Source organism: Pseudomonas imperatae, from assembly GCF_057128625.1.
In genome coordinates this window covers 20,579-45,178 of the sequence record NZ_JBSKHP010000036.1, presented here as the reverse complement: position 1 = coordinate 45,178, position 24,600 = coordinate 20,579, and the positions used below count along the sequence as shown (strand labels likewise).

General features: G+C 65.6%; 24 protein-coding genes. 13 read left to right on the top strand and 11 right to left on the bottom strand.

The genetic code is table 11. The features are described 5' to 3' along the window. Nucleotides 1-4 precede the first annotated feature (4 nt). The 6 genes from ACWKWX_RS29925 (at nt 5) to gloA (ending at nt 6,555) form a co-directional block, all read left to right on the top strand. The gene (locus ACWKWX_RS29925) at nt 5-1,108 is read left to right on the top strand and encodes an ABC transporter ATP-binding protein (protein WP_483829637.1); all 1,104 of its coding nucleotides are present in this window, start codon (nt 5-7) and stop codon (nt 1,106-1,108) included. A gap of 15 nt (nt 1,109-1,123) precedes the next feature. Then, the gene (locus ACWKWX_RS29920; protein ID WP_483829636.1) at nt 1,124-2,605 is read left to right on the top strand and encodes a mannitol dehydrogenase family protein; all 1,482 of its coding nucleotides are present in this window, start codon (nt 1,124-1,126) and stop codon (nt 2,603-2,605) included. A gap of 4 nt (nt 2,606-2,609) precedes the next feature. Then, nucleotides 2,610-4,076 carry a xylulokinase gene (gene xylB / locus ACWKWX_RS29915; RefSeq protein ID WP_483829635.1) on the top strand — a complete coding sequence of 489 codons (1,467 nt, stop codon included), beginning with the start codon at nt 2,610-2,612 and terminating at the stop codon, nt 4,074-4,076. A 17-nt stretch (nt 4,077-4,093) separates the two neighbouring features. After that, nucleotides 4,094-5,032, top strand: a complete 939-nt coding sequence (locus ACWKWX_RS29910) for a carbohydrate kinase family protein (protein WP_483829634.1) — start codon at nt 4,094-4,096, stop codon at nt 5,030-5,032. Between the two features lie 380 nt (nt 5,033-5,412). After that, nucleotides 5,413-5,778, top strand: coding sequence for a histone-like nucleoid-structuring protein, MvaT/MvaU family (locus ACWKWX_RS29905; RefSeq protein WP_416424775.1), 366 nt, complete (start codon nt 5,413-5,415; stop codon nt 5,776-5,778). Nucleotides 5,779-6,036: 258 nt separating this feature from the next. After that, a complete protein-coding gene (gene gloA / locus ACWKWX_RS29900; RefSeq protein ID WP_416424776.1) occupies nt 6,037-6,555 on the top strand; it encodes a lactoylglutathione lyase in 519 nt (172 codons plus the stop codon). 814 nt (nt 6,556-7,369) lie between these two features. Here the strand turns inward: gloA and ahpF are convergent. From ahpF to galU, 8 genes are all read right to left on the bottom strand, one after another. Next, entirely contained in the window at nt 7,370-8,932 is a 1,563-nt protein-coding gene (gene ahpF, locus ACWKWX_RS29895) for an alkyl hydroperoxide reductase subunit F (RefSeq protein ID WP_416424777.1), read from the bottom strand. A gap of 116 nt (nt 8,933-9,048) precedes the next feature. Further along, nucleotides 9,049-9,612, bottom strand: a complete 564-nt coding sequence (gene ahpC / locus ACWKWX_RS29890; RefSeq protein ID WP_027977611.1) for an alkyl hydroperoxide reductase subunit C — start codon at nt 9,610-9,612, stop codon at nt 9,049-9,051. 150 nt (nt 9,613-9,762) lie between these two features. Further along, nucleotides 9,763-10,749, bottom strand: coding sequence for a fimbrial protein (locus ACWKWX_RS29885; protein ID WP_483829633.1), 987 nt, complete (start codon nt 10,747-10,749; stop codon nt 9,763-9,765). Beyond that, nucleotides 10,746-13,154 carry a fimbria/pilus outer membrane usher protein gene (locus ACWKWX_RS29880; RefSeq protein ID WP_483829632.1) on the bottom strand — a complete coding sequence of 803 codons (2,409 nt, stop codon included), beginning with the start codon at nt 13,152-13,154 and terminating at the stop codon, nt 10,746-10,748. The genes ACWKWX_RS29885 and ACWKWX_RS29880 overlap by 4 nt, the downstream gene beginning before the upstream one ends. Continuing rightward, nucleotides 13,151-13,870: a fimbria/pilus periplasmic chaperone gene (locus ACWKWX_RS29875; protein WP_483829631.1), complete on the bottom strand. Its 720-nt coding sequence runs from the start codon at nt 13,868-13,870 to the stop codon at nt 13,151-13,153. Before ACWKWX_RS29875 ends, ACWKWX_RS29880 begins: the two co-directional genes overlap by 4 nt. A 66-nt stretch (nt 13,871-13,936) precedes the next feature. Further along, entirely contained in the window at nt 13,937-14,473 is a 537-nt protein-coding gene (locus ACWKWX_RS29870) for a fimbrial protein (protein ID WP_483829630.1), read from the bottom strand. A gap of 302 nt (nt 14,474-14,775) precedes the next feature. Further along, nucleotides 14,776-16,131, bottom strand: coding sequence for a glutathione-disulfide reductase (gene gorA, locus ACWKWX_RS29865; protein ID WP_416424782.1), 1,356 nt, complete (start codon nt 16,129-16,131; stop codon nt 14,776-14,778). A 271-nt stretch (nt 16,132-16,402) separates the two neighbouring features. Continuing rightward, the gene (galU, locus tag ACWKWX_RS29860) at nt 16,403-17,242 is read right to left on the bottom strand and encodes a UTP--glucose-1-phosphate uridylyltransferase GalU (protein ID WP_027977606.1); all 840 of its coding nucleotides are present in this window, start codon (nt 17,240-17,242) and stop codon (nt 16,403-16,405) included. Nucleotides 17,243-17,570: 328 nt separating this feature from the next. Here galU and ACWKWX_RS29855 point away from each other — a divergent pair, with 328 nt between their 5' ends. Further along, nucleotides 17,571-17,849 carry a hypothetical protein gene (locus tag ACWKWX_RS29855; RefSeq protein WP_416424783.1) on the top strand — a complete coding sequence of 93 codons (279 nt, stop codon included), beginning with the start codon at nt 17,571-17,573 and terminating at the stop codon, nt 17,847-17,849. Between the two features lie 16 nt (nt 17,850-17,865). On the opposite strand, the gene ACWKWX_RS29850 is transcribed toward ACWKWX_RS29855, so the two are convergent. Next, on the bottom strand, nt 17,866-18,222 hold the full coding sequence (locus tag ACWKWX_RS29850) for a hypothetical protein (RefSeq protein WP_416424784.1): 357 nt from the start codon (nt 18,220-18,222) through the stop codon (nt 17,866-17,868). Nucleotides 18,223-18,376: 154 nt separating this feature from the next. Between ACWKWX_RS29850 and ACWKWX_RS29845 the strand changes: the two genes are divergently transcribed. The 3 genes from ACWKWX_RS29845 to alkB are packed head-to-tail and all read left to right on the top strand — an operon-like array spanning nt 18,377 to nt 19,545. Next, nucleotides 18,377-18,679 carry a DUF1883 domain-containing protein gene (locus tag ACWKWX_RS29845; protein WP_027977603.1) on the top strand — a complete coding sequence of 101 codons (303 nt, stop codon included), beginning with the start codon at nt 18,377-18,379 and terminating at the stop codon, nt 18,677-18,679. 23 nt (nt 18,680-18,702) lie between these two features. Next, a complete protein-coding gene (locus ACWKWX_RS29840) occupies nt 18,703-18,864 on the top strand; it encodes a hypothetical protein (protein WP_416424785.1) in 162 nt (53 codons plus the stop codon). Between the two features lie 24 nt (nt 18,865-18,888). Then, the gene (gene alkB / locus ACWKWX_RS29835) at nt 18,889-19,545 is read left to right on the top strand and encodes a DNA oxidative demethylase AlkB (protein ID WP_483829629.1); all 657 of its coding nucleotides are present in this window, start codon (nt 18,889-18,891) and stop codon (nt 19,543-19,545) included. A 173-nt stretch (nt 19,546-19,718) separates the two neighbouring features. Here the strand turns inward: alkB and ACWKWX_RS29830 are convergent, their stop codons facing one another. Further along, complete coding sequence (locus ACWKWX_RS29830) at nt 19,719-20,420, bottom strand: tRNA (adenine(22)-N(1))-methyltransferase (RefSeq protein ID WP_416424787.1); 702 nt, start codon at nt 20,418-20,420, stop codon at nt 19,719-19,721. 146 nt (nt 20,421-20,566) lie between these two features. On the opposite strand from ACWKWX_RS29830, the gene ACWKWX_RS29825 reads away from it, so the two are divergent. Genes ACWKWX_RS29825 through ACWKWX_RS29815 form a run of 3 tightly spaced genes read left to right on the top strand, consistent with a single transcriptional unit; the run spans nt 20,567 to nt 23,635 of the window. After that, the gene (locus ACWKWX_RS29825) at nt 20,567-21,142 is read left to right on the top strand and encodes a flavodoxin family protein (protein ID WP_473002645.1); all 576 of its coding nucleotides are present in this window, start codon (nt 20,567-20,569) and stop codon (nt 21,140-21,142) included. A gap of 9 nt (nt 21,143-21,151) precedes the next feature. After that, nucleotides 21,152-22,387 (top strand): MFS transporter, encoded by a 1,236-nt coding sequence (locus ACWKWX_RS29820; protein WP_483829628.1) that lies wholly within the window; start codon nt 21,152-21,154, stop codon nt 22,385-22,387. Further along, on the top strand, nt 22,388-23,635 hold the full coding sequence (locus tag ACWKWX_RS29815; protein ID WP_483829627.1) for an arsenic transporter: 1,248 nt from the start codon (nt 22,388-22,390) through the stop codon (nt 23,633-23,635). A gap of 63 nt (nt 23,636-23,698) precedes the next feature. On the opposite strand, the gene ACWKWX_RS29810 is transcribed toward ACWKWX_RS29815, so the two are convergent. Beyond that, on the bottom strand, nt 23,699-24,592 hold the full coding sequence (locus ACWKWX_RS29810; RefSeq protein WP_483829626.1) for a metal ABC transporter substrate-binding protein: 894 nt from the start codon (nt 24,590-24,592) through the stop codon (nt 23,699-23,701). Between the last annotated feature and the right edge of the window lie 8 nt (nt 24,593-24,600).

The following is a 24,600-nucleotide window of genomic DNA, read 5'->3' as shown; positions in this document are numbered from 1 at the left end:
TGTCATGGCCACATTGAAAATAAAAAACCTGCAAAAGGGCTTCGAGGGCCTGTCCATCATCAAGGGCATCGACCTGCAGGTGAACGACCAGGAATTCGTGGTGTTCGTCGGCCCCTCGGGCTGCGGCAAGTCCACGCTGCTGCGCCTGATCGCCGGCCTTGAAGAAGTCACCAGCGGCACCATCGAGCTGGACGGCCGCGACATCACCCAGGTCAGCCCGGCCAAGCGCGACCTGGCCATGGTGTTCCAGACCTACGCCCTGTACCCGCACATGAGCGTACGCAAGAACATGTCGTTCGCCCTGGACCTGGCCGGCGCCGACAAGGCCGAGGTGCAGCGCAAGGTCGACGAGGCTGCGCGCATCCTCGAACTGGCGCCGCTGCTGGAGCGCAAGCCCAAGCAGCTGTCGGGCGGCCAGCGCCAGCGCGTGGCCATCGGCCGGGCCATCGTGCGCAACCCGCGGATCTTCCTGTTCGACGAACCGCTGTCCAACCTCGACGCCGCCCTACGGGTGCAGATGCGCCTGGAACTGGCGCGGCTGCACAAGGAACTGCAGGCCACCATGATCTACGTCACCCACGACCAGGTGGAAGCCATGACCCTGGCCGACAAGGTGGTGGTGCTCAGCGCCGGGCGCATCGAACAGGTGGGGTCGCCGCTGGAGCTGTACCACCACCCGGCCAACCTGTTCGTCGCCGGCTTCCTCGGCACGCCGAAAATGGGCTTCCTCAAGGGCCGCGTCAGCCGCGTCGACAGCCACGGCTGCGAAGTGGAGTTGGCTGCCGGCACGCGCATCAGCCTGCCACGCACCAGCGCCAGCCTCAGCGTGGGCAGCGAGGTGACCCTGGGCATTCGCCCCGAGCACCTGGAACTGGCGCAACCGGGGCAGCCCGGCCTGGCGGTGACCGCCGATGTCGGCGAGCGGCTGGGCAGCGACACCTTCTGCCACGTGGTCACCGACTCCGGCGAGCCGCTGACCTTGCGTATTCGCGGTGACCTGGCCAGCCAGTATGGCGAGCGCCTGAACCTGCACCTGGACCCCACCCACTGCCACCTGTTCGATGCCCAGGGCATCGCCGTGGCCAAGCCGCTGCTGGCCGCGGCCTGACGAGGACCCCTAGCGATGAAACTGACCCGCGACAACCTGAATAAACTGGCGGCGCACATCAAGCGCCCTGGCTATGCCACCGCCGACACCCGCCAAGGCATCGTGCACATTGGCGTGGGCGGCTTCCACCGTGCCCACCAGGCGTTTTACACCGACGCCTTGATGAACACCGGCGAAGGCCTGGACTGGGCCATCTGCGGCGCCGGGCTGCGCAGCGACGACCGCGCCATGCACGACGCGCTCAAGGCCCAGGACTCGCTCTACACCCTGGTGGAACTGGGCGACGGCACTGGCCATGAAGTGCGGGTGATCGCCGCCATCAGCGGCATGCTGCTGGGCGAGGACAGCCCCCAGGCGCTGATCGACAAGCTGGCCGACCCGGCCATTCGCATCGTCTCGCTGACCATCACCGAAGGCGGCTACTGCATCGACGACAGCACCGGCGAGTTCATGGCCCACCTGCCGGCCATCCAGCACGACCTGGCCCACCCCGACGCGCCCCGCACGGTGTTCGGTTTCCTCTGCGCGGCCCTGGCCCGGCGCCGCGACGCCGGCACCCCGGCCTTCACGGTGATGTCCTGCGATAACCTGCCGCACAACGGCGCCGTGGCGCGCAAGACCCTGCTGGCCTTCGCCGACCTGCGCGAGCCGGCCCTGCGTGACTGGATCGACCGCCACGTGAGTTTCCCCAACGCCATGGTCGACCGCATCACGCCCATGACCAGCGCCGCCCACAAGCGCCAGTTGCTGGAGCAGCATGGTGTCGACGACGCCTGGCCGGTGGTGTGCGAGCCCTTCGTGCAGTGGGTGCTGGAAGACAAGTTCGGCAACGGTCGGCCGGCCTGGGAAAAGGTCGGCGTGCAATTCACCGACGACGTCACCCCCTACGAGGAAATGAAGATCAAGCTGCTCAACGGCAGCCACCTGGCGCTGACCTACCTGGGCTTCCTGAAAGGCTACCGCTTCGTCCACGAGACCATGAACGATCCACTGTTTGTGCGCTACATCCGCGCCTACATGGACCGCGACGTGACCCCGCAGCTGGCCTCGGTGCCCGGCATCGACCTGGAAGGCTACAAGGACACGCTGATCGAGCGCTTCAGCAACCAGGCCATCGCCGACCAACTGGAGCGAGTGTGCTCGGACGGCTCGTCGAAGTTCCCCAAGTTTACCGTGCCCACGATCAACAAGCTCATCGAGGCAGGCGCCGGGCTGGACCGCGCCGCCCTGGTGGTGGCCGCCTGGGCCCTGTACCTCAAGGGCGTGGATGAAAACGGCACGCACTTCAAGATCCCCGACCCGCGCGCCGAGTTCTGCCAGGCGCTGGTGGCCGACGACGTGATGCTGACCCAGCGCCTGCTGGGCGTGGAGGAGATTTTCGGCAAGGCCATTCCGCAGTCGGCGGCCTTCGTCGCGGCCTTCGAGAACCAGCTCAAGCACCTGCGCCAACTGGGGGTCGACAAGACCCTGGAACGCCTGCTCAGCTACGAGGAGTAAGCCTATGTACCTGGGCATCGACTGCGGCACCCAAGGCACCAAGGCGCTGTTGCTGGACCCGGCCAGCGGCCAGGTGCTGGGCCAGGGCAGCGCGCACCACGACATGATCAGTGGCGCCAACGGCCGCCGCGAGCAGGACCCGGCGCAGTGGGTGGACGCCCTGTGCACGGCGGTGGCCCAGGCCCTGGCCGAGGCCGGCGTCGACGGCCAGCAGGTGCGCGGCCTGGGCGTGTCCGGGCAACAGCATGGCCTGGTGCTGCTGGACGCCAGCGGCCAGGTGCTGCGCCCGGCCAAGCTGTGGTGCGACACCGAATCCACCGTGCAGAACCAGCGCCTGCTCGACCACCTGGGCGGCCCCCAGGGCTCGCTCGACCGCCTGGGCGTGGCCATCGCCCCCGGCTACACAGTCTCCAAGCTGCTGTGGACCCGTGAGGAACACCCCGAGGTGTTCCGCCGCATCGCGCGCATCCTGCTGCCCCATGACTATTTGAACTTCTGGCTCACCGGCCGCGCCTGCGCCGAATACGGCGATGCCTCCGGTACCGGCTATTTCGACGTGCGCAACCGCCAGTGGGACCTGCAACTGCTGCGCGACATCGACCCCGACGGCCGCCTGCAGCAGGCGCTGCCGGAACTGATCGGCCCGCGCGACAGCGTCGGCACGCTGCTGCCCGAGGTGGCGCGGCGCCTGGGCCTGAGCCCCCAGGTGCGGGTGGCCAGTGGCGGCGGCGACAACATGATGGGCGCCCTGGGCACCGGCAACATCCAGCCGGGCGTGGTGACCATGAGCCTGGGGTCCTCCGGCACCGTGTACGCCTACAGCGCCGAGCCCACGGTGAGCCCCGAGCCCGAGGTGGCGACCTTCTGTTCCTCAAGCGGTGGCTGGCTGCCGCTGATCTGCACCATGAACCTGACCAACGTCACCAGCGCCGTGCGCGAGCTGTTCGCGCTGAGCATCGAGGCCTTCAACCGCCAGGTCGAGATGGCCCCCATCGGCGCCGACGGCGTGCTGATGCTGCCCTTCCTCAACGGCGAGCGCGTGCCCGCCCTGCCCCTGGCCACCGGCAGCCTGCAGGGCCTGACCGCGGCCAACCTGAACGCCGCCAACCTGTGCCGCGCGGCGGTGGAAGGCACCACCTTCGGCCTGCGCTATGGCCTGGACCTGTTGCGCGCAGGGGGCCTGGCCAGCCACAGTATCCGCCTGATCGGCGGCGGCGCACGCAGCGCGGTGTGGCGGCAGATGGTGGCCGACATCATGAACACCGAGGTCACCTGCCCCCGGCACACCGAGGCCGCCGCCCTGGGCGCGGCCATCCAGGCCGCCTGGTGCGACGGCGCTGGCGAGCTGGCCAGCCTGTGCCAGCGCTGCGTGCAACTGGACCCTGCCCAGGGCGCGCAGCCCATTGCCGCCAACGTGCAGGCCTACGAGCAGGTGTACCGGCACTATCGTCAGCGCCTCGAAGCGCTGTGAATTCATAGGGAGGCATCATGTATCTGGTATGTGGCGAAGCGCTGTTCGATTTCTTCTGCGAGCCAGACCGTTTCGGCCAGGCCGCGCGCCTGGGCTACGAGGCGGTGGCCGGTGGTTCGCCGTTCAACGTGGCGGTGGGCCTGGCGCGTTTGGGCGTGCCGGCGGCGCTGCTGGCGGGGGTGTCCCAGGATTTCCTGGGGCAACGGCTGCGCACGGTGCTGGCCGGCGAAGGCGTGGCCGACCGCTACCTGCACGACTTTGACGCGCCCACCACCCTGGCCATGGTCGCCGTGGGCAGTGACGGCACGCCGCAGTACAGCTTCCGCGGCCAGGGCTGCGCCGACCGGCTGCTGACCCTGGCGCACCTGCCCGCCCTGGATGACAGCGTGCATGGCCTGCACTTCGGCTCGTTCTCGCTGGTGGTGGAACCGGTGGGCAGCACCCTGTTGGCCCTGGCCCGGCGCGAGCACGACCAGCGCCTGATCAGCCTGGACCCCAACGTGCGCCTCAACCCGGCACCCGACATCGGCCTGTGGCGGCGACGCATCGGCGAATTTGCCAGCCTGGCGCACCTGATCAAGGTCAGCGCCGAGGACCTGGCGCTGCTGTATCCGGACCAGGCACCCGACGAGATTGCCGCTCAATGGCTCAACGAACGCTGCCAACTGGTGTTCGTCACCCGCGGCGCCGACGGCGCCAGCCTGTACAGCCGCCAGCACGGCGAATTGAGCGTGCCAGCGCAAAACGTGGCCATGGCCGACACCGTGGGCGCCGGCGACACCTTCCAGGCGGCCCTGCTGGCCTGGCTGGCCGAACACCGGCTGGATTCGCCCCAGGGCCTTGCCCAACTCAGCCGCGAACAATTAAACGCCATCCTGCAGTTCGCCACCCAGGCTGCGGCGCTCACCTGCGCCAAGGTCGGGCCGGACTTGCCCTATCGCCGCCAGCTGCCCTGACCTGCCCACGCCCCGGGGGCTCCCGTCCCCCGGGCAACCCCATGTTTCATGTTGCGCATGTACTTATTGATTAACACCTTCTTGCGAACTTTCCGAAAGCCTTAGGAAAGTTCTTACAAAGTTATCGGAAACTTCAAAACTTGACGTCCTACATTTGCACCAAAATGAACCCTTCGCCCTCTCCCGCAGCACACTAAATCAATTCGCTATTCGCACAAAACATTGAAGCAGGCCATTTACAGCGGCACGGCCTGCCACTATTCTCTGTTTCCGCAGAGCCAGCGACTTATCAATTTCCTGATAGTGAAAGTTACCCCCGGGCAGCGTGGCAAGGCCAGTGGCGCCCGAGCGGTTCAAATAGATGATTGGAGAATAAAAAAGTGTCCAGACTCGCCGAGTTCCGCGCCGCCGAAAGAGCCCTTCAGGCCCAGCTGGCCCAGCTGGAAACCCTGAAGAACGATGCAGGCCTGAAAAAGGAGATTGAATTCGAGCACAAGTTGCAGGAGTTGATGCTCGAGTACGGCAAGGGGCTGCGTGACGTCATCGCCATTCTCGACCCTACTCGCAACGAGCCACGCCTGCCGTTCCAGCACGTGCGCGCCCATCGCCGGCCTCGCGCGGTCAAGGTCTACGAGAACCCTCATACCGGCGAGCTGATCGAGACCAAGGGCGGCAACCACCGTGGCCTCAAGGCGTGGAAATTGCAGTACGGGCGTGACACGGTGGAAGGCTGGCTGCGCGGCTGACGAAAGGTGAGCCGGGGCATTTTTTTTCACAGGATTTTCACAGCGGATCTTCCACGATGGAATCTGCTAATGGACTAGCGCCCCAATGCCCGCTTCGGCGGGCTTCTTATTGCCTGCGATTTGCTATTTCCCCACCTGGCATTTGGCCTGGGCGCGACAGTTGCGTATCATGGCAGGTCTTACAAGAACTCTTATCTCCCCACGGCGGCACAATCGGGTTGTGGCGCCGTTATTCATATTCCCTGTTCTGGAGTTCCCATGAGCCTGCACGACTTGAACACCTTCCCCGGCGTTACCGCCGAACCGGATGCCGCCACCCGCAACTTCGTCTTCAACCACACCATGCTGCGCGTGAAGAACATCGAGAAGTCGCTGGACTTCTACACCCGCGTGCTGGGCTTCAGCCTGGTGGAAAAACGCGACTTCCCGGAAGCCGAATTCAGCCTGTACTTCCTGGCCCTGGTGGACAAGGCCCAGATCCCCGCCGACGACGCCCAGCGCCACACCTGGATGAAGTCGATGCCTGGCATCCTGGAACTGACCCACAACCACGGCACCGAAAACGACGCCGACTTCGCCTACCACAACGGCAACACCGACCCGCGTGGGTTTGGTCACATCTGCGTGTCGGTGCCTGACATTCAGGCGGCCTGCGAGCGCTTTGAAGCGCTGGGCGTGGACTTCCAGAAGCGTTTGACTGATGGGCGCATGAAAAACATTGCGTTCATCAAGGACCCGGATGCTTACTGGGTCGAGATCATCCAGCCGAACTTCTAAGCCCTGCCCAGCGCAGCGCAGCCGCGTTTGATCTGCTTGTGATCTGCTTGTGATCTGCTTGTGATCTTGATCTTGATCTGGCTCTTGATCTTGATCTTGATCTTGATCTTGATCTTGCTTGTGATCTTGATTGTATGCCCCGTAAAGCGCCCGGGCCGACTGGAGGCGTCGATCAACGGGCTGCCCGAAGGGCCGAGGCCGCAGGCCGAAGAGACGGTAACCCGCAGGCTTCTATAGCGGGTGCCGTCTGCCCGTTGAGCGGCGCCGGAAGGAGGGGACCCGTAGCGCAGCGGAGGGCCCAAGCAGGGGCAAGCGTTTTTTGCTTACTTTTTTTGGCGTTTGAAAAAAAGTGAGTCGCCGTAAGGGCGAAACGGTCGGTAGTCGCACCACGAAAATGGATATGTTCGAAACCCTCAAAAGCGGGATCCACATATCGTGAACATATCCATTACCAAGGGTGATGCAGAATCACCTTTCCGGCCCTACGCCGGGTCACTTTTTGACAAACGCCTCAAAAAGTAACCAAAAAAGGCTTGCCCCTGCTTGGTCCCTCCGCTCCGCTGCGGGTCCCCTCCCTCCGGCGTCGCCCAAGCGGCCGACGGCCCGGAATAGAAGCGCCTCCGGTTCCGTCTTCTTCGGCTACGCCTCAGCCCGCTTGGCCAACGCCTCCAGTCGGCCCTGGCGCTTTATGGGGCACACAATCAAGGTCAAAGGCCGCACGGGATCAAGATCAAAAGCCGTGCGCGGCGTTCTCTCGGCATGTAAAAAAGCCCGCAGACCTTACGGTCAGCGGGCTTTTTTTTGGCCAGAAAAATCAGGCCGGCGCAGAAGTCCGAATCAGGTGATCAAACGCCGCCAACGACGCCTTGGCCCCCTCACCCAACGCAATCACGATCTGCTTGAACGGCACAGTGGTCACGTCACCCGCCGCAAAGATACCCGGCAGGTCGGTCTCCCCACGCGCATCCACCATGATCTCACCACGCGGCGACAGCTCGATGGTGCCCTTGAGCCAATCGGTGTTGGGCAACAGGCCGATCTGCACGAAGATACCTTCCAGCTCCACGGTGTGGGTTTCGCTGGTCTGGCGATCCTTGTAGCGCAGGCCATTGACCTTCTGGCCATCGCCGGTCACTTCGCTGGTCAAGGCGCTGGTGATCACGGTGACGTTGGGCAGGCTGTGCAGCTTGCGTTGCAACACGGCGTCGGCGCGCAGCTGGCCGTCGTACTCCAACAGGGTCACGTGGGCAACGATGCCCGCCAGGTCGATGGCCGCCTCGACACCGGAGTTGCCGCCGCCGATCACCGCCACGCGCTTGCCCTTGAACAGCGGACCGTCGCAGTGCGGGCAGTAGGCCACGCCGCGGTTGCGGTACTCTTGCTCGCCCGGCACGTTCATTTCGCGCCAGCGCGCGCCGGTGGCCAGGATCACGGTCTTGGCCTTGAGGCTCGCGCCGCTGGCGAAGCGTACTTCATGCAGCTGGCCGTCCTTGCCCGGGATCAGGGCTTCAGCGCGTTGCAGGTTCATGATGTCCACGTCGTATTCCTTGACGTGCTCTTCCAGCGCCACGGCCAGTTTCGGGCCTTCGGTGTGCTGCACCGAGATAAAGTTCTCGATGGCCATGGTGTCCAGCACCTGGCCACCAAAGCGCTCGGCAGCAACACCGGTGCGGATGCCCTTGCGCGCGGCGTAGATGGCCGCTGCGGAGCCGGCTGGGCCACCGCCCACGACCAGCACGTCGAAGGCGTCCTTGGCGTTGAGCTTCTCGGCCGCCTTGTCGCCGGCGCTGGTGTCGATCTTGGCGAGGATTTCTTCCAGGCCCATGCGGCCCTGGCCGAACACTTCGCCGTTGAGGTACAGGCTGGGCACCGCCATCACCTGGCGGGCGTCGACTTCGGCCTGGAACAACGCGCCGTCGATGGCCACGTGGCGCACGTTGGGGTTGAGCACGGCCATCAGGTTCAGGGCCTGGACCACGTCCGGGCAGTTTTGGCAGGACAGCGAGAAGTAGGTTTCAAAGTTGAATTCACCCTTGAGCCCGGCGATCTGTTCGATGACCTCGGCGCTCGCTTTCGAAGGGTGGCCACCCACTTGCAGCAGGGCCAGCACCAACGAGGTGAATTCGTGGCCCATGGGGATACCAGCGAAACGCAGGCTGATATCCGCGCCAGGGCGGTTGATCGAGAACGACGGCTTGCGGGCGTCGTTGCCGTTGTCCAGCAGCGTGATCTTGTCCGACAGGGCCTGGATGTCACGCAGCAGGTTGAGCAATTCCTGGGATTTCGCGCCGTCATCAAGGGACGCGACGATCTCGATCGGTTGGGTGACCCGTTCCAGGTACGACTTCAACTGGGCTTTAAGATTGGCGTCCAACATGCGGGCGATTCCTTTTCAATACGGTATAAAAAACAACGCCCGGGCGAATTCGCCCGGGCGCTTTCAGGGCGATGATGGTGTTACGCGATGACGCCACTCATCATCGTCATGAGGTCTTAGATCTTGCCGACCAGGTCCAGCGATGGAGCCAGGGTGGCTTCGCCTTCTTTCCACTTGGCCGGGCAGACTTCGCCTGGGTGGGCAGCGACGTACTGGGCAGCCTTGACCTTGCGCAGCAGCTCGGAAGCGTCACGGCCAACGCCGCCGTCGTTCAGCTCGACGATTTTGATCTGGCCTTCTGGGTTGATCACGAAAGTGCCACGGTCAGCGATACCGGCTTCTTCGATCAGCACGTCGAAGTTGCGCGAGATGACGTGGGTCGGGTCGCCGATCAGTGGGTACTGGATCTTGGCGATGGTTTCCGAGGTGTCGTGCCAGGCTTTATGGGTGAAGTGGGTGTCGGTCGACACGCCGTAGATCTCGACGCCCAGGTCTTTGAATTGAGCGTAGTTGTCAGCCAGGTCGCCCAGTTCGGTTGGGCAGACGAAGGTGAAGTCGGCTGGGTAGAAGAACACGACAGACCATTTGCCTTTCAGATCGGCTTCGGTGACTTCTACGAACTTGCCGCCGTGGTAAGCCTGGGCTTTGAAAGGTTTGACTTGGCTGTTGATGATCGGCATCAGTAAATCTCCATGGGTTGTCGAAGGGGGTGAAAACTTTGTAGGGCTCATCCTAGCCAAGTGAGCGCCTGAGCGCTCATTGGCAAAGCTGATGTGCGTGATTGGTTTTACCTATCAGCGCGCCTAATATATAGAAGAATTGCATGAAGATCAGTCGTAGGCGAAGGTGAATGTCGCCAACGCCCCTGCACTGCCGGCAGTGATGGTGTTTTCGGTCTGCAGGTAGCGCGCCTGCAGCGGTACATCGAACGTCACCTGGCCGTTTATCACGCTGCCCGCAGGCCAGCGGGCAGGATCGCCATCGGCGGCGGATTCGGGGCCCAGCTGGACCGGGTTGCCCTGGAACTGAATCTCCACGCCCACGCCTTGCGCACGGGCATCCTGGCGCAAGCCAAGGACCTTGCTGCGGTTGGAGGGATCGGTGGCGTCGGTCAGGATCACCGACACGTACAACCTGTCGCCGCCCCCTCCGCCATGGCAGGCCAGGCGCAGGTTGAAGGGCACCAGCCCCGAGCCGCTGCCCGGTCCGTTGAAGTCACGCACCAGCGGTTCGCCCAGGTCCACCAAGATGTACTGGCTGCCCGGGGCCACGCTGCAGGTGGGCTGGCGCAGCACGATGTCAACGTCACCATCGAACTGCAGACGGATCGCCTCCAACGCGCCATATCGCCGGGAAGCGCCAGCGCTGGACAGACGCAGGCGATCCTCATGGATATCACCGGTCTTGACCAATGTGATGAAATAGGCAGGCGTTGCAGTGAAAACGCCAGCGCCGATGGCGCTGCGCAGGCGCGGCCAGTGCAGCGGCTGCCTCGAACTTTCCTCCTCGATACGCATGCCCACCCCCGCCACATTGGTCGGGTAGACCCCATCAGGGCCTTGCTGTGGCCCGGGGTCGGCAAGCAAGCCATTGTCCAGCTCATCTGGCTGGGTGCATTCGACCCTCGCCGAATTACCCTTGGCGGTGCCTTGCCAGAGGATGTCGCCCACGGCCGCCATCGACGAGACGATCACTTGAGCGCCAAGGTCCGCCGACACCATCTGGTGCCCGCTGCCCGGGTAAAACGCACAGGCGCCATGGGCGGCGCTGCCTGCAGCCAGCAGGCAGGCCAAAGCCATCGCGTGTAGTGCCTTCATGGTGTATTCCCCTGTTCAGCCGCGCAGGTCGCCTTCATTACCTGAAGCGCCTTGCCAGCCGTCTCCATTTCGTAGTCGGCGACGCAGCGCTGCGCCTGCTGGTCACCCCATTGCACCTGCAACTGCCCCTTGCCTTGCAGCCCCCTGGCCAACACCCGGCTGCCCTGCCCTACCACGCCCAATGCTGCGCCACTGCCGTCGCTGACCTGGGCGCCGAAGGGCAAAGGACCGCCCGCCGCAAGGCGCAGTTCGATCAATGCCGTGCGCCCCGTGCGGGTCGGGTAGCGCAACAACGGCACTGCCCCGGCACGCGGCGCCACCTGCTGGCTGTTGGTGGCCAACTCCACGTCCAGCGGCAAGCCCGTGGGGTCCACGTCGACCCGGTTCAGCTGGTAAGGCACCAGTTGCGGGACAATGGCGTGGCCACGACCATCGACGCGCACCTGGCTGCCGTTGACCACCCGGGCGCCCTTGGCCTCGGGCACCTCGACGATGGCGAAGGTTTCAGCCAGCGGTTGCGCAAAGGTCACGCCGCCGGGGTGGGCAACCACCGCGCCACGGGCCCCCGCCGACACCTGGCGGCTGCGGTCCCCCTGCCCCAGCGAGGCGCTGAGTTCACCATAGGGTGCCCGCCAGCCGCCGAAGCCATTGAACTGCGCCGTGCCCCGGCCTTCGCTGACGCTGACGCCGTAGTTGTAGCGGTCGGTGCCATTGCGGTACCCGGCCTGCGCCTGGTGGCCCTGGCTACCCTGGTTGAGGCCCGCAGTCAGGTTCCCGCGGCCGCCCCCCAGGGGCAGGCTCAGGTTCAGCTGCCACACCGTTTCATCGCGGCCATGCAGGTCGCGCTCGCGGCTGGCGGTCAGCACATACCCCAGGTCGGCAAAGCGGTTGGCGTAGCCCAGCGAATAGCCCAGGCGAGCGCCGCCGCCCTCCCAGCTGCTGGAATGCCAGGCGCTGCCATTGAGCTGCCCCCAGGCGCTGCCCAGCGGCTGATTGATGCTGGCGGTGGTGCGCGCGCGCTCACGCAAGCTCAATGCACGGTGGTCGTACGCTTGGGCCAGGGTGCGGTAACCGGGCCCGGTGGCCTGCTGGTAACTCAGGCCCAGGCGGGTGTCGCTGGCCATCAACAAGGTGCCGTAGGACAGGCGAAGTCGGCCACCCTGCTCGCCATTGGCCTGGGCACGCGCGACGTCCAGGCCCACCGCGCCCAGCGGCGTGTTGAGCGCCGAGCCCAGCAGCCATTGTTGATATTCCGCGGCCAGGGTGGTGCCCAGATAACCGGTAAAACTATCGCTCAGGCCCTGCTGCCAGGTGCCTTGGGCGAACCACGGCGCCTGTGCCTGCACTTGCTCGTGCAATTGCCCCACGCTGATGCCGAAGCGTGACCGGCCTTCGCGCAACGCCAGCGGGGCGGCGGCGTTGGTCACGGTAAAGCGCTGCTCGCTGCCGTCGGCCTCGCTGACCGTGACCTGCAGGTCGCCGCCCACGCTGGCCGCGTAGAGGTCGTCGATCACGAAGGCGCCCGGGGGGACCACCACCTCACGCAGCAGCCGTTCGCCCTGGCGGATGGCCACCCGTGCGTTGCCCCGTGCCACGCCGCGCACCACCGGCGCGTAGCCGCGCTGGGAGGCCGGCAGCATGCGGTCATCACTGAACAGGTGGATGCCACGCAGCTGCTGGGCATCGAGCAGATCGCCCTGGGTGGTGACCTGCCCCAGGCGCAGTTGCGCGCCCCATGGCGCAACCTCCCGTTGCAGGTAGTGGCTCAGGGTCTGGTAGCCACCGTCGCTCGAGAGGCTGCCTTGGTGCCGCCAGTGCCAGCGCCCCAGGTTCAGGCCGCTGGACAGGCCGGCATAGGTTTGCGTATGGGCGCTTCCCTGGCCGCTGTCAACGTCGAACACCGACAGGTCGTAGCCGCTGAAGGCGCTGGTCACGCCCCAGTCCCATGACTCGGCATCCACGAAGCCATCGGGCTCGCGCACCTGCCAGGCCTGGGGAATGTCCAGCGCCAGGCGCTGCTGGGGAAAATCCAGGTGTTCGGCGGCCCCGGGCAGCCATTGCTCAAGGCGACGACAGCTATCGCCGCCCTTGGGCAACGCGTCCACCGCCACCCCCAGCCGGCGCAGCAGCGGCCGGTCGAAACAGCCATGGGCGCCGGCTTCACCCGCACCCTGGCGATAAGGGATCAACAAACGCCCCAAAGGCCGCTGGTTGACTTGCACCTGCAGCCAATAGTCGCCTGGCATCACCCGCGCCGGTTGCGAGAACACGCTCAGGTCCACGTTGCCGGCAGCACCGGGCCGCAGGAAACGCTGTTCGAATTCGATCGGTTCGGGCACCTGCGCCGCCACGGCCAGCTGCAGCCCGCCACCGGCCAGCAGCCCGGAGAACCGCAGGCGCCTCATGGCAACGCGACCTGGGCTTCGCCGGGGCGCCCGGTCCCGTAGTCATCCAGGGCAATGTAGCCAACCTGCGCGGTCGCGCCTGGCACTGCCGCCCCTTGCAGGGGAAAACGTGCGCTACCGAACGGTAGGATGTGCCCAGCCCCCGCCTCCAGGACCTGGCCGGCGCTGCGCAGATCGACCGCGCCGAGGTTGACCACGAACGGCCTCGGGTTGTGACCTTCGACGACCCATAGCTGTTGCTCGCGGCGCACGCTCCAGCGTACGGCCCCAGGCGCATCGGCCGCACGGCCTGTGAGGCCCTGGGGCCGAAACATCAGTTTGATCCGCGTGCGGATCGCCATCTGCAATTGGTTGTTGCCCGCCTCGCCCCGAGGCGGGATCTGCAATACGTTGAGCCAGAACAGGCTCTCGCGGTCGGCCGCCAGGGGCTCGCCGGTGTGCATCACCCGTAGCGCCTGGCCTTGGCTGGCCTCGATGCGCACCATTGCCGGGCTGACGATAAAGGGGACGGCCAGGGTCTGCGGGTTGGCCCCCGCGTCGCCGTCGTCCAGCCACGCCTGCACAAGCGCGGGCGCGGCGTCGGGGTTGAGCAGTTGCACGGTGACTTCGGGCGCGCCGGCCGGGTAAATGACCCGGGTAGCGCCAATGATCACGCTGGCATGGCCAGGCGCTGCCAGCAGCAACGCCGCCAGCAGGGCAAAAACAGGCTTGAACATGGAGAGAATCCCTTCGCTACAACAACGACGCATGGCCTGCCCGCAGGCAGGCCATGCGCGGCACCATCACGGATAGACGAGGGAGTACATGACCCGCGTGTTCACCTCACCCGCCGTCACCACGCCTGTGGCAACGTATTCGGCGTAGTACTCGAGGTTGGCGCTGCCCGCCACGATGTCCACGGCCTGGGACTTCTGGCCCGGGAAGGCCTGGTTCAGCTCCATCTGCTGGAAGCTGTCGTTGAGCAGCGCCACTTCGACGAAGTCCGCCTGCCCGGCGCCCGGGTCGGTAATCAGCCGGCCGCTGGTGGGGCTGATGGTGGGGCCGGCCTCGAAATAGGTGGCGACTTTGCCGGTATCAGGCATGCATTCGGTGAGCTGCAAGTCAAAACGCGTGCGGCCTGCGCTTTGCCCGACCGTGGCCAGTGCAGTGCGCGAGACCGGTGGCAGATCGACCTGGAAGTTCGGTTGCCCGCCGTTGATGTTGCAAGTATTACCCTTGATTTCGCCGACGAAATCGATCTGGCCGTCCGCGGCAAATGCAGCTGGCATCGACAGCGCGGCACACAAGGCGGTTACCGCCGTGGCTAATTTCATTTTCATGGAAGCGTTCCTTATCCCTAACAGTGAACGGCAGCGCTCATCGCTGCCGCAGCGCTCGATTGCGCCGGCCCAGTATGTAATTGGCTCACTTAAAAAGAACGTCGGAAGGATTTGCCGAACGTGTAGGACCAGGGCGCGGGGACGATCGGAAAGTCGTTGAAGCCACGCACAAGAAGGCTTTAGGACGGGGTTTGTGGAGATGTAACAAGAAGAGTAATGGTTAAAAAAGATTACGGCGGATACCACAAAATGGATCCGCCGAAACCTGTTGAAAACAACAGCTAGTACATTTTGATACGTACTTAACGCACCGATGACCGCATGGTCACAAATTCTTCGGCCGCCGTCGGATGGACCCCAATGGTTTCATCGAACACCTGCTTGGTCGCGCCAGCCTTCAACGCCACCGCCAACCCCTGGATGATCTCCCCAGCCTCTGGGCCGACCATGTGCACGCCCAGGACGCGATCGGTGCTGGCATCCACCACCAATTTCATCAGGGTACGCTCCTGGCACTCGGTGAGGGTCAGCTTCATTGGCCGGAAGCGGCTTTCGAAGATTTTCACCTCATGGCCTTGCTCCAGCGCCTGCTCTTCGGTAAGGCCCACGGTGCCAATGTTCGGCAGGCTGAATACAGCAGTGGGGATGTAGGCATAGTCCACCGGGCGGTACTGTTCGGGCTTGAACAGGCGGCGGGCCACGGCCATGCCTTCGGCCAGGGCTACGGGGGTCAGCTGCACGCGGCCGATCACGTCGCCCAGGGCCAGGATCGACGGCTCGCTGGTCTGGAACTGCTCGTCCACGGCGATGAAGCCCTTGTCGTCGAGCTTCACCGATACGTTTTCAAGGCCCAGGTTGTCGAGCATCGGGCGGCGGCCGGTGGCGTAGAAGATGCAATCGGCCTCCAACACGCGGCCGTCCTTGAGCGTGGCGGCCAGGGTGCCGTCGGCCTGTTTGTCGATGCGCTGGATGTCGCTGTTGAACTGCAGGTTCAGGCCGCGCTTGGTCAGCTCTTCGCTCAAGTGCTCGCGCACCGAGCGGTCGAAACCACGCAGGAACAGGTCCTTGCGGTACAGCAGCGTGGTGTCGGCGCCCAGGCCGTGGAAGATGCCGGCGAACTCCACGGCGATGTAGCCGCCGCCCACCACCAGCACGCGCTTGGGCAACTGCGGCAGGAAGAATGCTTCGTTGGAGGTGATGGCGTGCTCGCGGCCCGGAATGTCCGGGATCTGCGGCCAGCCACCGGTGGCGATCAGAATGCGTTCGGTGCTGAAACGCTGGCCGTCGACTTCCACGTGGTGGGCGTCGACGATGCGCGCATGGCCTTCGAGCAGCGTCACGCCGCTGTTGACCAGCAGGTTGCGGTAGATGCCGTTGAGGCGCTGGATCTCGCGGTTCTTGTTGCCGATCAGGGTTTGCCAGTTGAAATCGGCCTCGCCCAAGGTCCAGCCGAAGCCTTGGGCCTGCTCGAAGTCCTCGGCGAAGTGGGCGCCGTACACCAGCAGTTTCTTCGGCACGCAGCCGACGTTGACACAGGTGCCGCCCAGGTAGCGGCTTTCCGCCACGGCCACCTTGGCGCCGAAACCTGCGGCAAAGCGCGCCGCGCGAACACCGCCGGAACCGGCGCCTATTACAAACAGATCAAAATCGTGGGCCATTGCTTAAGTCTCCTTGGCAGGGAACCAATACTACCCTACCCAACCGGGCCATGCGCCCCCGTAACAGCGGCCGCCAGGCCGCGTCTGCCGGCGCCGCGTATTATCGATGGCACCGCGGGGCATTCGGACGCCGCCTGCGGCAGCTGCTACGGGATTGCCATAAACCCGTAGCAGCGGCCGCCAGGCCGCGTCACGAGGCCACGGGCGCAGAAACGAAAACGCCGCGGCTTTCAAGGCCGCGGCGTCGGGTGTCGCATCAACCAGCCTGGCGTCAGAACGCCTTGCCAGTCTTGTAGAAGTTCTCGAAGCAGAAGTTGGTGGCGTCGATGTAGCCTTCGGCGCCGCCGCAGTCGAAACGCTGGCCCTTGAACTTGTACGCCAGCACGCAACCGGCCTGGGCCTGTTTCATCAGGGCGTCGGTGATCTGGATCTCGCCACCCTTGCCTGGCTCGGTCTGCTCGATCAGGTCGAAGATGTCCGGAGTCAGGATGTAACGGCCGATGATGGCCAGGTTGGACGGCGCATCTTCAGGCTTTGGCTTCTCGACCATGCTGTTGACGCGGTAGATGTCGTCGCGAATCATCTCGCCGGCGATGACGCCATACTTGTTGGTTTCCGACGGGTCGACTTCCTGGATGGCCACGATCGAGCAACGGAACTGGTTGTACAGCTTGACCATCTGGGCCAGCACGCCGTCGCCTTCCAGGTTCACGCACAGGTCGTCCGCCAGGACCACGGCGAAGGGTTCGTCACCGATCAGCGGGCGGCCGGTGAGAATGGCGTGGCCCAGGCCTTTCATTTCGGTCTGACGGGTGTACGAGAAGGTGCACTCGTCCAACAGCTTGCGAATACCGACCAGGTATTTTTCCTTGTCGGTGCCCTTGATCTGGTTTTCCAGCTCGTAGCTGATGTCGAAGTGGTCTTCCAGGGCGCGCTTGCCGCGGCCGGTGACGATCGAGATCTGGTTCAGGCCAGCTTCCAATGCCTCTTCGACACCGTATTGGATCAGTGGCTTGTTGACCACCGGCAGCATTTCCTTGGGCATGGCTTTGGTCGCTGGCAGGAAGCGAGTGCCGTAACCGGCTGCTGGGAACAAGCATTTCTTGATCATATGAGTCCTTACAAAGGGCTGTGCTTTACGAGTTTCGGCGCAGTCTAATCAGGCAGAGGCCACCTTACAATGCCCTGCCCCCGGCCAACCAATGGAGAAATAGAGAAAACCTGTTACAGATAGTTCCGCGCGCGACACAAATTTACGCCACCGTATTGGTTTTAGCAGCAATCGCGCCAAGGGCAAGGCAGAATTTCACTGCGGGGCTGTTCGCCGCCCGCCGCGTTGTATAGCATCAGACGTCCCCCGTTGGCGCACCCCGCGCCCCGGCAGGATGGCCGCCGTTCGTGCCGCCGCCCTTCCACCCTTGCCTATGATGAAACATTCGATGAACAGATTCCTGGTACTTTTCGCGGTCCTGGCCCTGGGCGGCTGCGCGTCTGCCACGCCCACGGTGCTGAAGAACGGCAAGCAGGGCGTGAGCATCGACTGCTCGGGCGCCGCAGCGTCCTGGGACGCCTGCTACCAGAAAGCCACCGACGCCTGCAGCAACGGCCGCTATGACATCGTCGGCACCGCCGGCGCCGGCCCCAAGGACAGCGACAAGACCCTGGGCGCCGACATTGGCAACTACACCAGCCGCACCCTGACCATCATGTGCAAGTAACCACGCCGCCCTGCGGTCATTCGCCGGAGATACAGGCCGTGACCGCGCGCTGCACGTCATGCGGGCGGATCGGCACGTTGGAGATGCGCTCATGCAGCTTGATGCTGCTGCCATCGTTGGAGCGCTTGTCGATGTCGATCACCGCCGCCGGGGCCGAGGACAGTTTCTGCGGCACGATCACCCGGTAGCCTTCGCGCCAGGGTTCGACGGTTGACGGTTTGCGGCTGTCGGCCAGGTGCTTGACCACGCAATCGCTGAACTCCTTGGGCGACTTGCCGGAAATCACCCCCATGGTCTCGGGGCTTTTCTCGATGTCCGAGACACTGGCGCACCCACCCAGCAAAGCCACCACCGCAACCCACGCCCATTTCATAAACGAACTCCCTTGCAAAAGACTCTGTGACCGCCCAAGTGGCCATTTGCTCCACCTGGTCGCAAATTTTCCTGCGCAGTGCAGGAAACGCGGCGCCATGAAGCCTGCCATGGTATCGTTTTGGTTTGCCAAAAGATGCATCCCGGAGATTCACATGAAATTCGTACACCAGCGCGAGCACCTCAACGAAGATGACCTGGTGGTCATCGAGTGCTCCCAGCGCTGCAACATCCGTCTGATGAGCGACGCCAACTTCCGCAGTTTCAAGAACGGCGGGCGTCACACCTACCATGGCGGCCAGTTCGATACCTTCCCGGCCAAGATCACCGCGCCCAGCACCGGTTTCTGGAACATCACCATCGACACCACCGGCGCCAAGCTGGCCATGGGCGCGCACCGCAAGGCGTTCACCCACAAGATCAAGATCGTGCGCCGTTCGGCCTCCAAGTTCAGCTGATTCCCTTTCGCAGGTAACTTTTCGTGACCAAGTACGTGATCCACTACAAAATCAACGGCGAGCGCCGTTGGGACTTCGCTCATCTGGCCACCGGCTCGCTGGAAGAGGCCAAGGCTGCCCTGGCCGCCATCCATGGCGACAGCGACGAGCCGATCACCGAGATCCGCGTCAGCAAGGCGCTGTAAGCGCCCTGCCCCGCCTGCCGTGCCATGAACCTGGACCTGTTCGACGAGGCGGCCACCCGCCAGCCGCCGCGGGTCGAGCAGCTTGGCCCGCAGACCTTCGTGCTGCGCGCCTTCGCCCTGCCCTTCGTCGATGAGCTGCTGCCACCGTTGCGCAGCGTGCTCAAGGCCGCGCCGTTTCGGCGCATGGTCACCCCCGGTGGCCAGACGATGTCGGTGGCGCTGAGCAATTGCGGCCCCCTGGGCTGGACCACCGACGCCCATGGCTACCGCTACACCCCGCTCGACCCGCGCACCGGCCAGCCCTGGCCTGGCCTGCCCGCGGTATTCTGCCGCCTGGCCGGCGAAGCCGCCGCGGTGGCGGGGTTTGCCGATTTCGTGCCCGACGCCTGCCTGATCAACCGCTACGTGCCCGGCGCGCGCATGTCGTTGCACCAGGACAAAAACGAGCGCGACTACGATGCGCCCATCGTCTCCGTGTCCCTGGGCCTGCCGGCGATGTTCCAGATGGGCGGCCTGGCCCGCAGCGACCGCCCGCTGCGGGTGCCGCTGCTGCACGGCGACGTGATGGTGTGGGGCGGCGTCGACCGCCTGCGCTTCCACGGCGTGCTGCCGCTCAAGGAAGGCACGCACGCCGTGATGGGCCCCCAGCGCATCAACTTCACCCTGCGCAAGGCCGGTTGACCGCCGGACGCGGCCATGCGGCCGCTAGCAGCAACTGTCTTGAAATGGCGTTGTCTGCATCGCGACTAAAGTCGGCTCCTACACTATTCGTGGTAGGAGCCGGCCTTGGCCGCGATGCAGGCGACGCGGTCCATGGGGTATCCACATTCGCGTAACAGCTGCCGAAGGCTGCGTCAGGGTGCGCCAAGCAGCTCGCTGATCCACGCCACCTGCTGGTTCACCTCGGCCAATTTCGCCGCCGGCACCGCCTGCCGCGCCTGGGCGAACTGCGCCAGGGTCTTGCGCCGCTGGCGCAGCACGTGCTGCCACTTGAGCAGGAACGCCGGGCTGCGCGCCTGCAGCTGCAACGGGCCGAAGTACAGCTCGCGGTCGCAGTAACTCACCGGCCCGCTGCGCTCGGCGACGATGATCTCGTAGTCGAAGCGGTGCTCGCGCAGCACTTCCTCGTGAATGATGCGGTAGTGGTTGGCCATCAGCCACTGGCGCAACGGCGGCTCGCCGCCGTTGGGCTGCAGGATCAAGCGTTCCTGCCCGCTAAGGCGCCCAGCGCCGGCCAGCAGGATGTCGCGAATGGTCTCGCCGCCCATGCCGCACATTGTGATGGCGGTGATGCCATCGCCTGGCTCGATGGCCGCCAGGCCGTTGGCCAGGCGCACGGTCACCACAGCCTCCAGGCCGTTGTCGCGCACCGTGCGCTCGGCGGCCTGGAACGGTGTCACCGCCACCTCGCCGGCCACCGCCGTGGCAATCGCGCCACGGCGCAGCAGCGCCACCGGCAGGTAGGCGTGATCGGAGCCGATATCGGCCAGGCGCGCCCCGGCCGGCACCTGCGCGGCCACGCGCGCCAGGCGCATGGACAATGTCTGTTGGTTCAACGGCAACCCCTCGTGGCCACGGACGTCCGGCCTCGGCGACCGGATCGGGCGGCGATTCTGTCGGGGACGACGGTGAATTTCAACCGCTGGGCCGACGAATTTGCACCTATAGTGTCTTGTTCCCAACCCTACCGTGGAACTGCCCCATGACCTCCATCGCCATCGTTTACTTCAGCGGCTACGGCCACACCGCCAAGCAGGCCGAAGCCGTGCACGCCGGCGCCGCCGCAGCACCGGGCGCCCAGGCCACGCTGTACCGCATCGACGCCAACGGCGACCTCGGCGACGCCGACTGGGAAGCCATCAGCGCCGCCGACGCCATCATCTACGGCAGCCCCACCTACATGGGCGGGCCGGCCTGGCAGTTCAAGAAGTTCGCCGACACCTCGTCCAAGCCCTGGTTTGGCCAGGCCTGGAAAGACAAGGTAGCCGCCGGCTTCACCAACTCGGCCTCGGTGAACGGCGACAAGTTCTCCACCATCACCTACTTCTGGACCCTGTCCCAGCAGCACGGCCAGGTGTGGATCGGCACCGGCCTGATGCCCGCCAACACCAAGGCCCACGGCCCCAACGACATCAACTGGACCGCAGGCTTTGGCGGCGCGCTGGCGGTGTCGCCGTCGGACGCCTCGCCGGACGAAGCACCACGCGGCGGCGACCTGGAGACCGCCAAGCTACTGGGCCAGCGCGTGGCCGAGTTCGCCGCACGGCTGAAACGCTGAAGCCTGCGCATGCACAGCGCTTCCTCTCGCCGTGACGGGGCGGCGCTGGATGCGCTGAACTTCTTCCTGGCCGACGTCCGCGATGGGCTGGGCCCTTACCTGGCCATCTACCTGCTGGCCGAGCACCACTGGGACGCCGCGCAGATCGGCCTGGTAATGACCCTGGCCGGCCTCGCCGCCCTGGTGGCGCAGACGCCCGCCGGGGCGCTGATCGACGGCACGCAGCGCAAGCGCGGCACGGTGATCATCGCCGCGCTGCTGGTGACGGCCAGCTGCCTGGCACTGCCCTGGACCGCCGCCTTTACCTGGGTAGCCATCACCCAGTCGCTCAGCGCCGTCGCCGCGTCGGTGTTCGCCCCGGCCATTGCCGCGCTGTCCCTGGGCATCGTCGGGCCACGGGCGTTCACCCGCCGCACCGGCCGCAACGAAGCTTTCAACCACGCCGGCAACGCCGTGGCTGCGCTGCTGGCCGGCGCCCTGGCCCTGTGGCTGGGGCCCACGGCGGTGTTCTACCTGATGGCGTTCATGGCCCTGGCCAGCGTCGCGGCCACCTGGGCTATCGACCCGCGCACCATCGACCACCAGCAGGCCCGGGGCCTGGGCGGAACGCCCCCCGCCGCGAGCGCCCCGGCCCTGGGCGTGCTGCTGGGCAACCGCCCACTGCTGACCCTGGCGCTGTGCTGCGCGCTGTTCCACCTGGCCAACGCCGCCATGCTGCCCCTGGTCAGCCAGAAGCTGGCGTTGCATGACCTGGCCCTGGCCACGCCGCTGACCTCGGCCTGCATCATCGCCGCCCAGCTGGTGATGGTGCCCATGGCCTGGCTGGTGGGTGCCCGAGCCGACCAGTGGGGGCGCAAGCCGCTGTTGCTGGCCGGCTTCCTGATTCTGCCGCTGCGCGGCGTGCTCTACACCCTGTCCGATGACGCCGCCTGGCTGGTGGCCATCCAGACCCTCGACGGCATCGGCGCCGGCCTGTTCGGCGCGCTGCTGCCGCTGATGGTCAAGGACCTGACCCAAGGCACCGGCCACTTCAACGTGGCCCTGGGCGCAGTGACCACCGTCTTCGGCCTGGGCGCCGCACTGAGCGCCGGGCTGGCCGGGCTGATGGTGCACTGGGGCGGCTACAGCGCCGGCTTCCTGACCCTGGCCGCAGTGGCCTGCGTGGCGTTGCTGTTGCTGTGGGTGAAAATGCCGGAGACACTGCCCGCCACAGACACCTCCCCTACCCTTGCCCGAGCCCGTTGAATGCCCTTCACCCCCACGCAACTGCTGATCTGGGCCGTCGCCCTGCTGGCCACCCTGGGTATCCTGCTGCGCCCCTGGCGCTCGCCCGAATACGCCTGGGCTGCAGGCGCTGCGCTGCTGTTGACCGGTACCGGGCTGATCCCGCTGCCCAGCGCCCTGGCAGCGGTGGCCAAGGGCACCGACGTGTACCTGTTCCTGATCGGCATGATGGCGCTGGCGGAACTGGCGCGGCAAAAAGGCCTGTTCGACTGGCTGGCCATGGTCGCCGCCGGCCATGCCAAGGGCTCGGCAACGCGGCTATTCGACCTGGTGTTTCTGGTCGGCACGCTGGTGACGGTGCTGCTGTCCAACGACGCCACCGCCGTGGTGCTGACGCCGGCGGTGTACGCCGCCGCCCGTGCGGCACGCGCCGAGCCGCTGCCGTACCTGTTCGTGTGCGCGTTCATCGCCAACGCCGCCAGCTTCGTGCTGCCCATCTCCAACCCCGCCAACCTGGTGGTGTTCGGCAGCCACATGCCGCCGCTGCCCACCTGGCTGGCGCACTTCAGCCTGCCATCGCTGGCGGCCATCGTGCTGACCTATGCGGTGCTGCGCTTCAGCCAGCGCCACGCCTTGCGCGCGCCGCTGGCCACCGAGTTCACGCCCCAGCCGCTGACCACCAGCGCGCGCCTGACCGCCTGGGGCATCGGCCTGACGGCGGCGGTGCTGCTGCTGGCCTCGGCGCTGGACTGGCAACTGGGCCTGCCAACCTTCTGCGCCGGCCTGGCAACGGTGCTGGGCGTGCACCTGCTGGAGCGCGCCAGCCCGTTGCCGGTGCTGCGCCATGTGGCCTGGGGGGTGTTGCCGCTGGTGGCAGGGCTGTTCGTGCTGGTGGCGGGGCTGACCCAGACCGGGCTCACCACCTGGCTGGCGCGAGAACTGGCGGCGCTGGCCGCGCAGTCACCCACCCAGGCCGGGTGGCTGGGCGGCGTGGTGATTGGCGTGGCCAGCAACCTGATCAACAACCTGCCGGCGGGGCTGATCGCCGGCTCCATGAACCAGATTGCGCCGCTGCCCACGGCCACCACCGCCGCGTTGCTGATTGGCGTGGACCTGGGCCCGAACCTGTCGGTGACCGGCTCGCTGGCGACCCTGCTGTGGCTGATTGCAGTGCGCCGCGAGGGCGGCCATGTCAGCGCCCTGGGGTTCCTGCGGCTGGGCGCGCTGGTGATGCCGCCGGCGTTGCTGGCGGCGTTGGCGCTGATATGACGCAATCGGCGGGTTGCGCGCGCGAACGCGTATCCCCCATGAATCGCGTCGCCTGCATCGCGGTCAATGCCCGGCCTTCATCGCCGCCACCAACTTGTCGACGTTGTAATGGAACATCTTCGCGTAGGTGGAGGCCGGGCCGTCCGCCGGGCTCAGGGCCTCCACGTACAGCTCGCCGCCCGGCTGCGCGCCGGTGGCCGCGGCAATCTGCTTGACCAGCCGCGGGTCGCCGGAGTTCTCGAAGAAGTAGGCGCTGACGTGCTCGCCCTTGATCTGCCGGATCAACTTCGACACGTCCGCCGCCGACGCCTCGTTCTCGGTGGAGAAGCCCAGCGGCGACAGGAACGTCACGCCATAGGCGTCACCGAAGTAGCCGAAGGCGTCGTGGGAGGTCAGCACCTTGCGCTGGGCCTTGGGGATGCTGGCAATCTCACTGCGGGCGTAGCGGTCCAGGGCCTGCAACTGGTCGATGTAGCGGTCGCCATTGGCCTGGAATTCGGCAGCGTCGGCGGGGTCGGCCTGCTTCAGCGCGGCGACGATGTTACGCACATACACCACGCCATTGGCGGCGCTGTTCCAGGCGTGGGGGTCGGTGATCTGCTGGCCGTCCTCCTCCATGCTGCGGGTCTTGATGCCCGTGGACAACACCACCGGCGTCCCCTGGTAGCCCGACGCGGTGATCAGCCGGTCCATCCAGCCTTCCAGGTGCAGGCCGCTGACGAAGGTGAGGTCGGCGTGGCGCAGGGCCTGGGCATCGGCCGGGGTCGGTTCGTAAACATGGGGGTCGCCGTTTGGGCCGATCAGCGAAGTCACGTGTACGTGCTCGCCGCCCACGGTGTGCACCATGTCGGCAATCACGGTGAACGAGGCCACCGCTTCCAGGGGCTTGGCCTGGGCCAGGGCGCTGAACGCGGACAGGGTAAGCACAGCAGCAGCCACAAGGAGTGTGCGTTTCATGGTGGTCC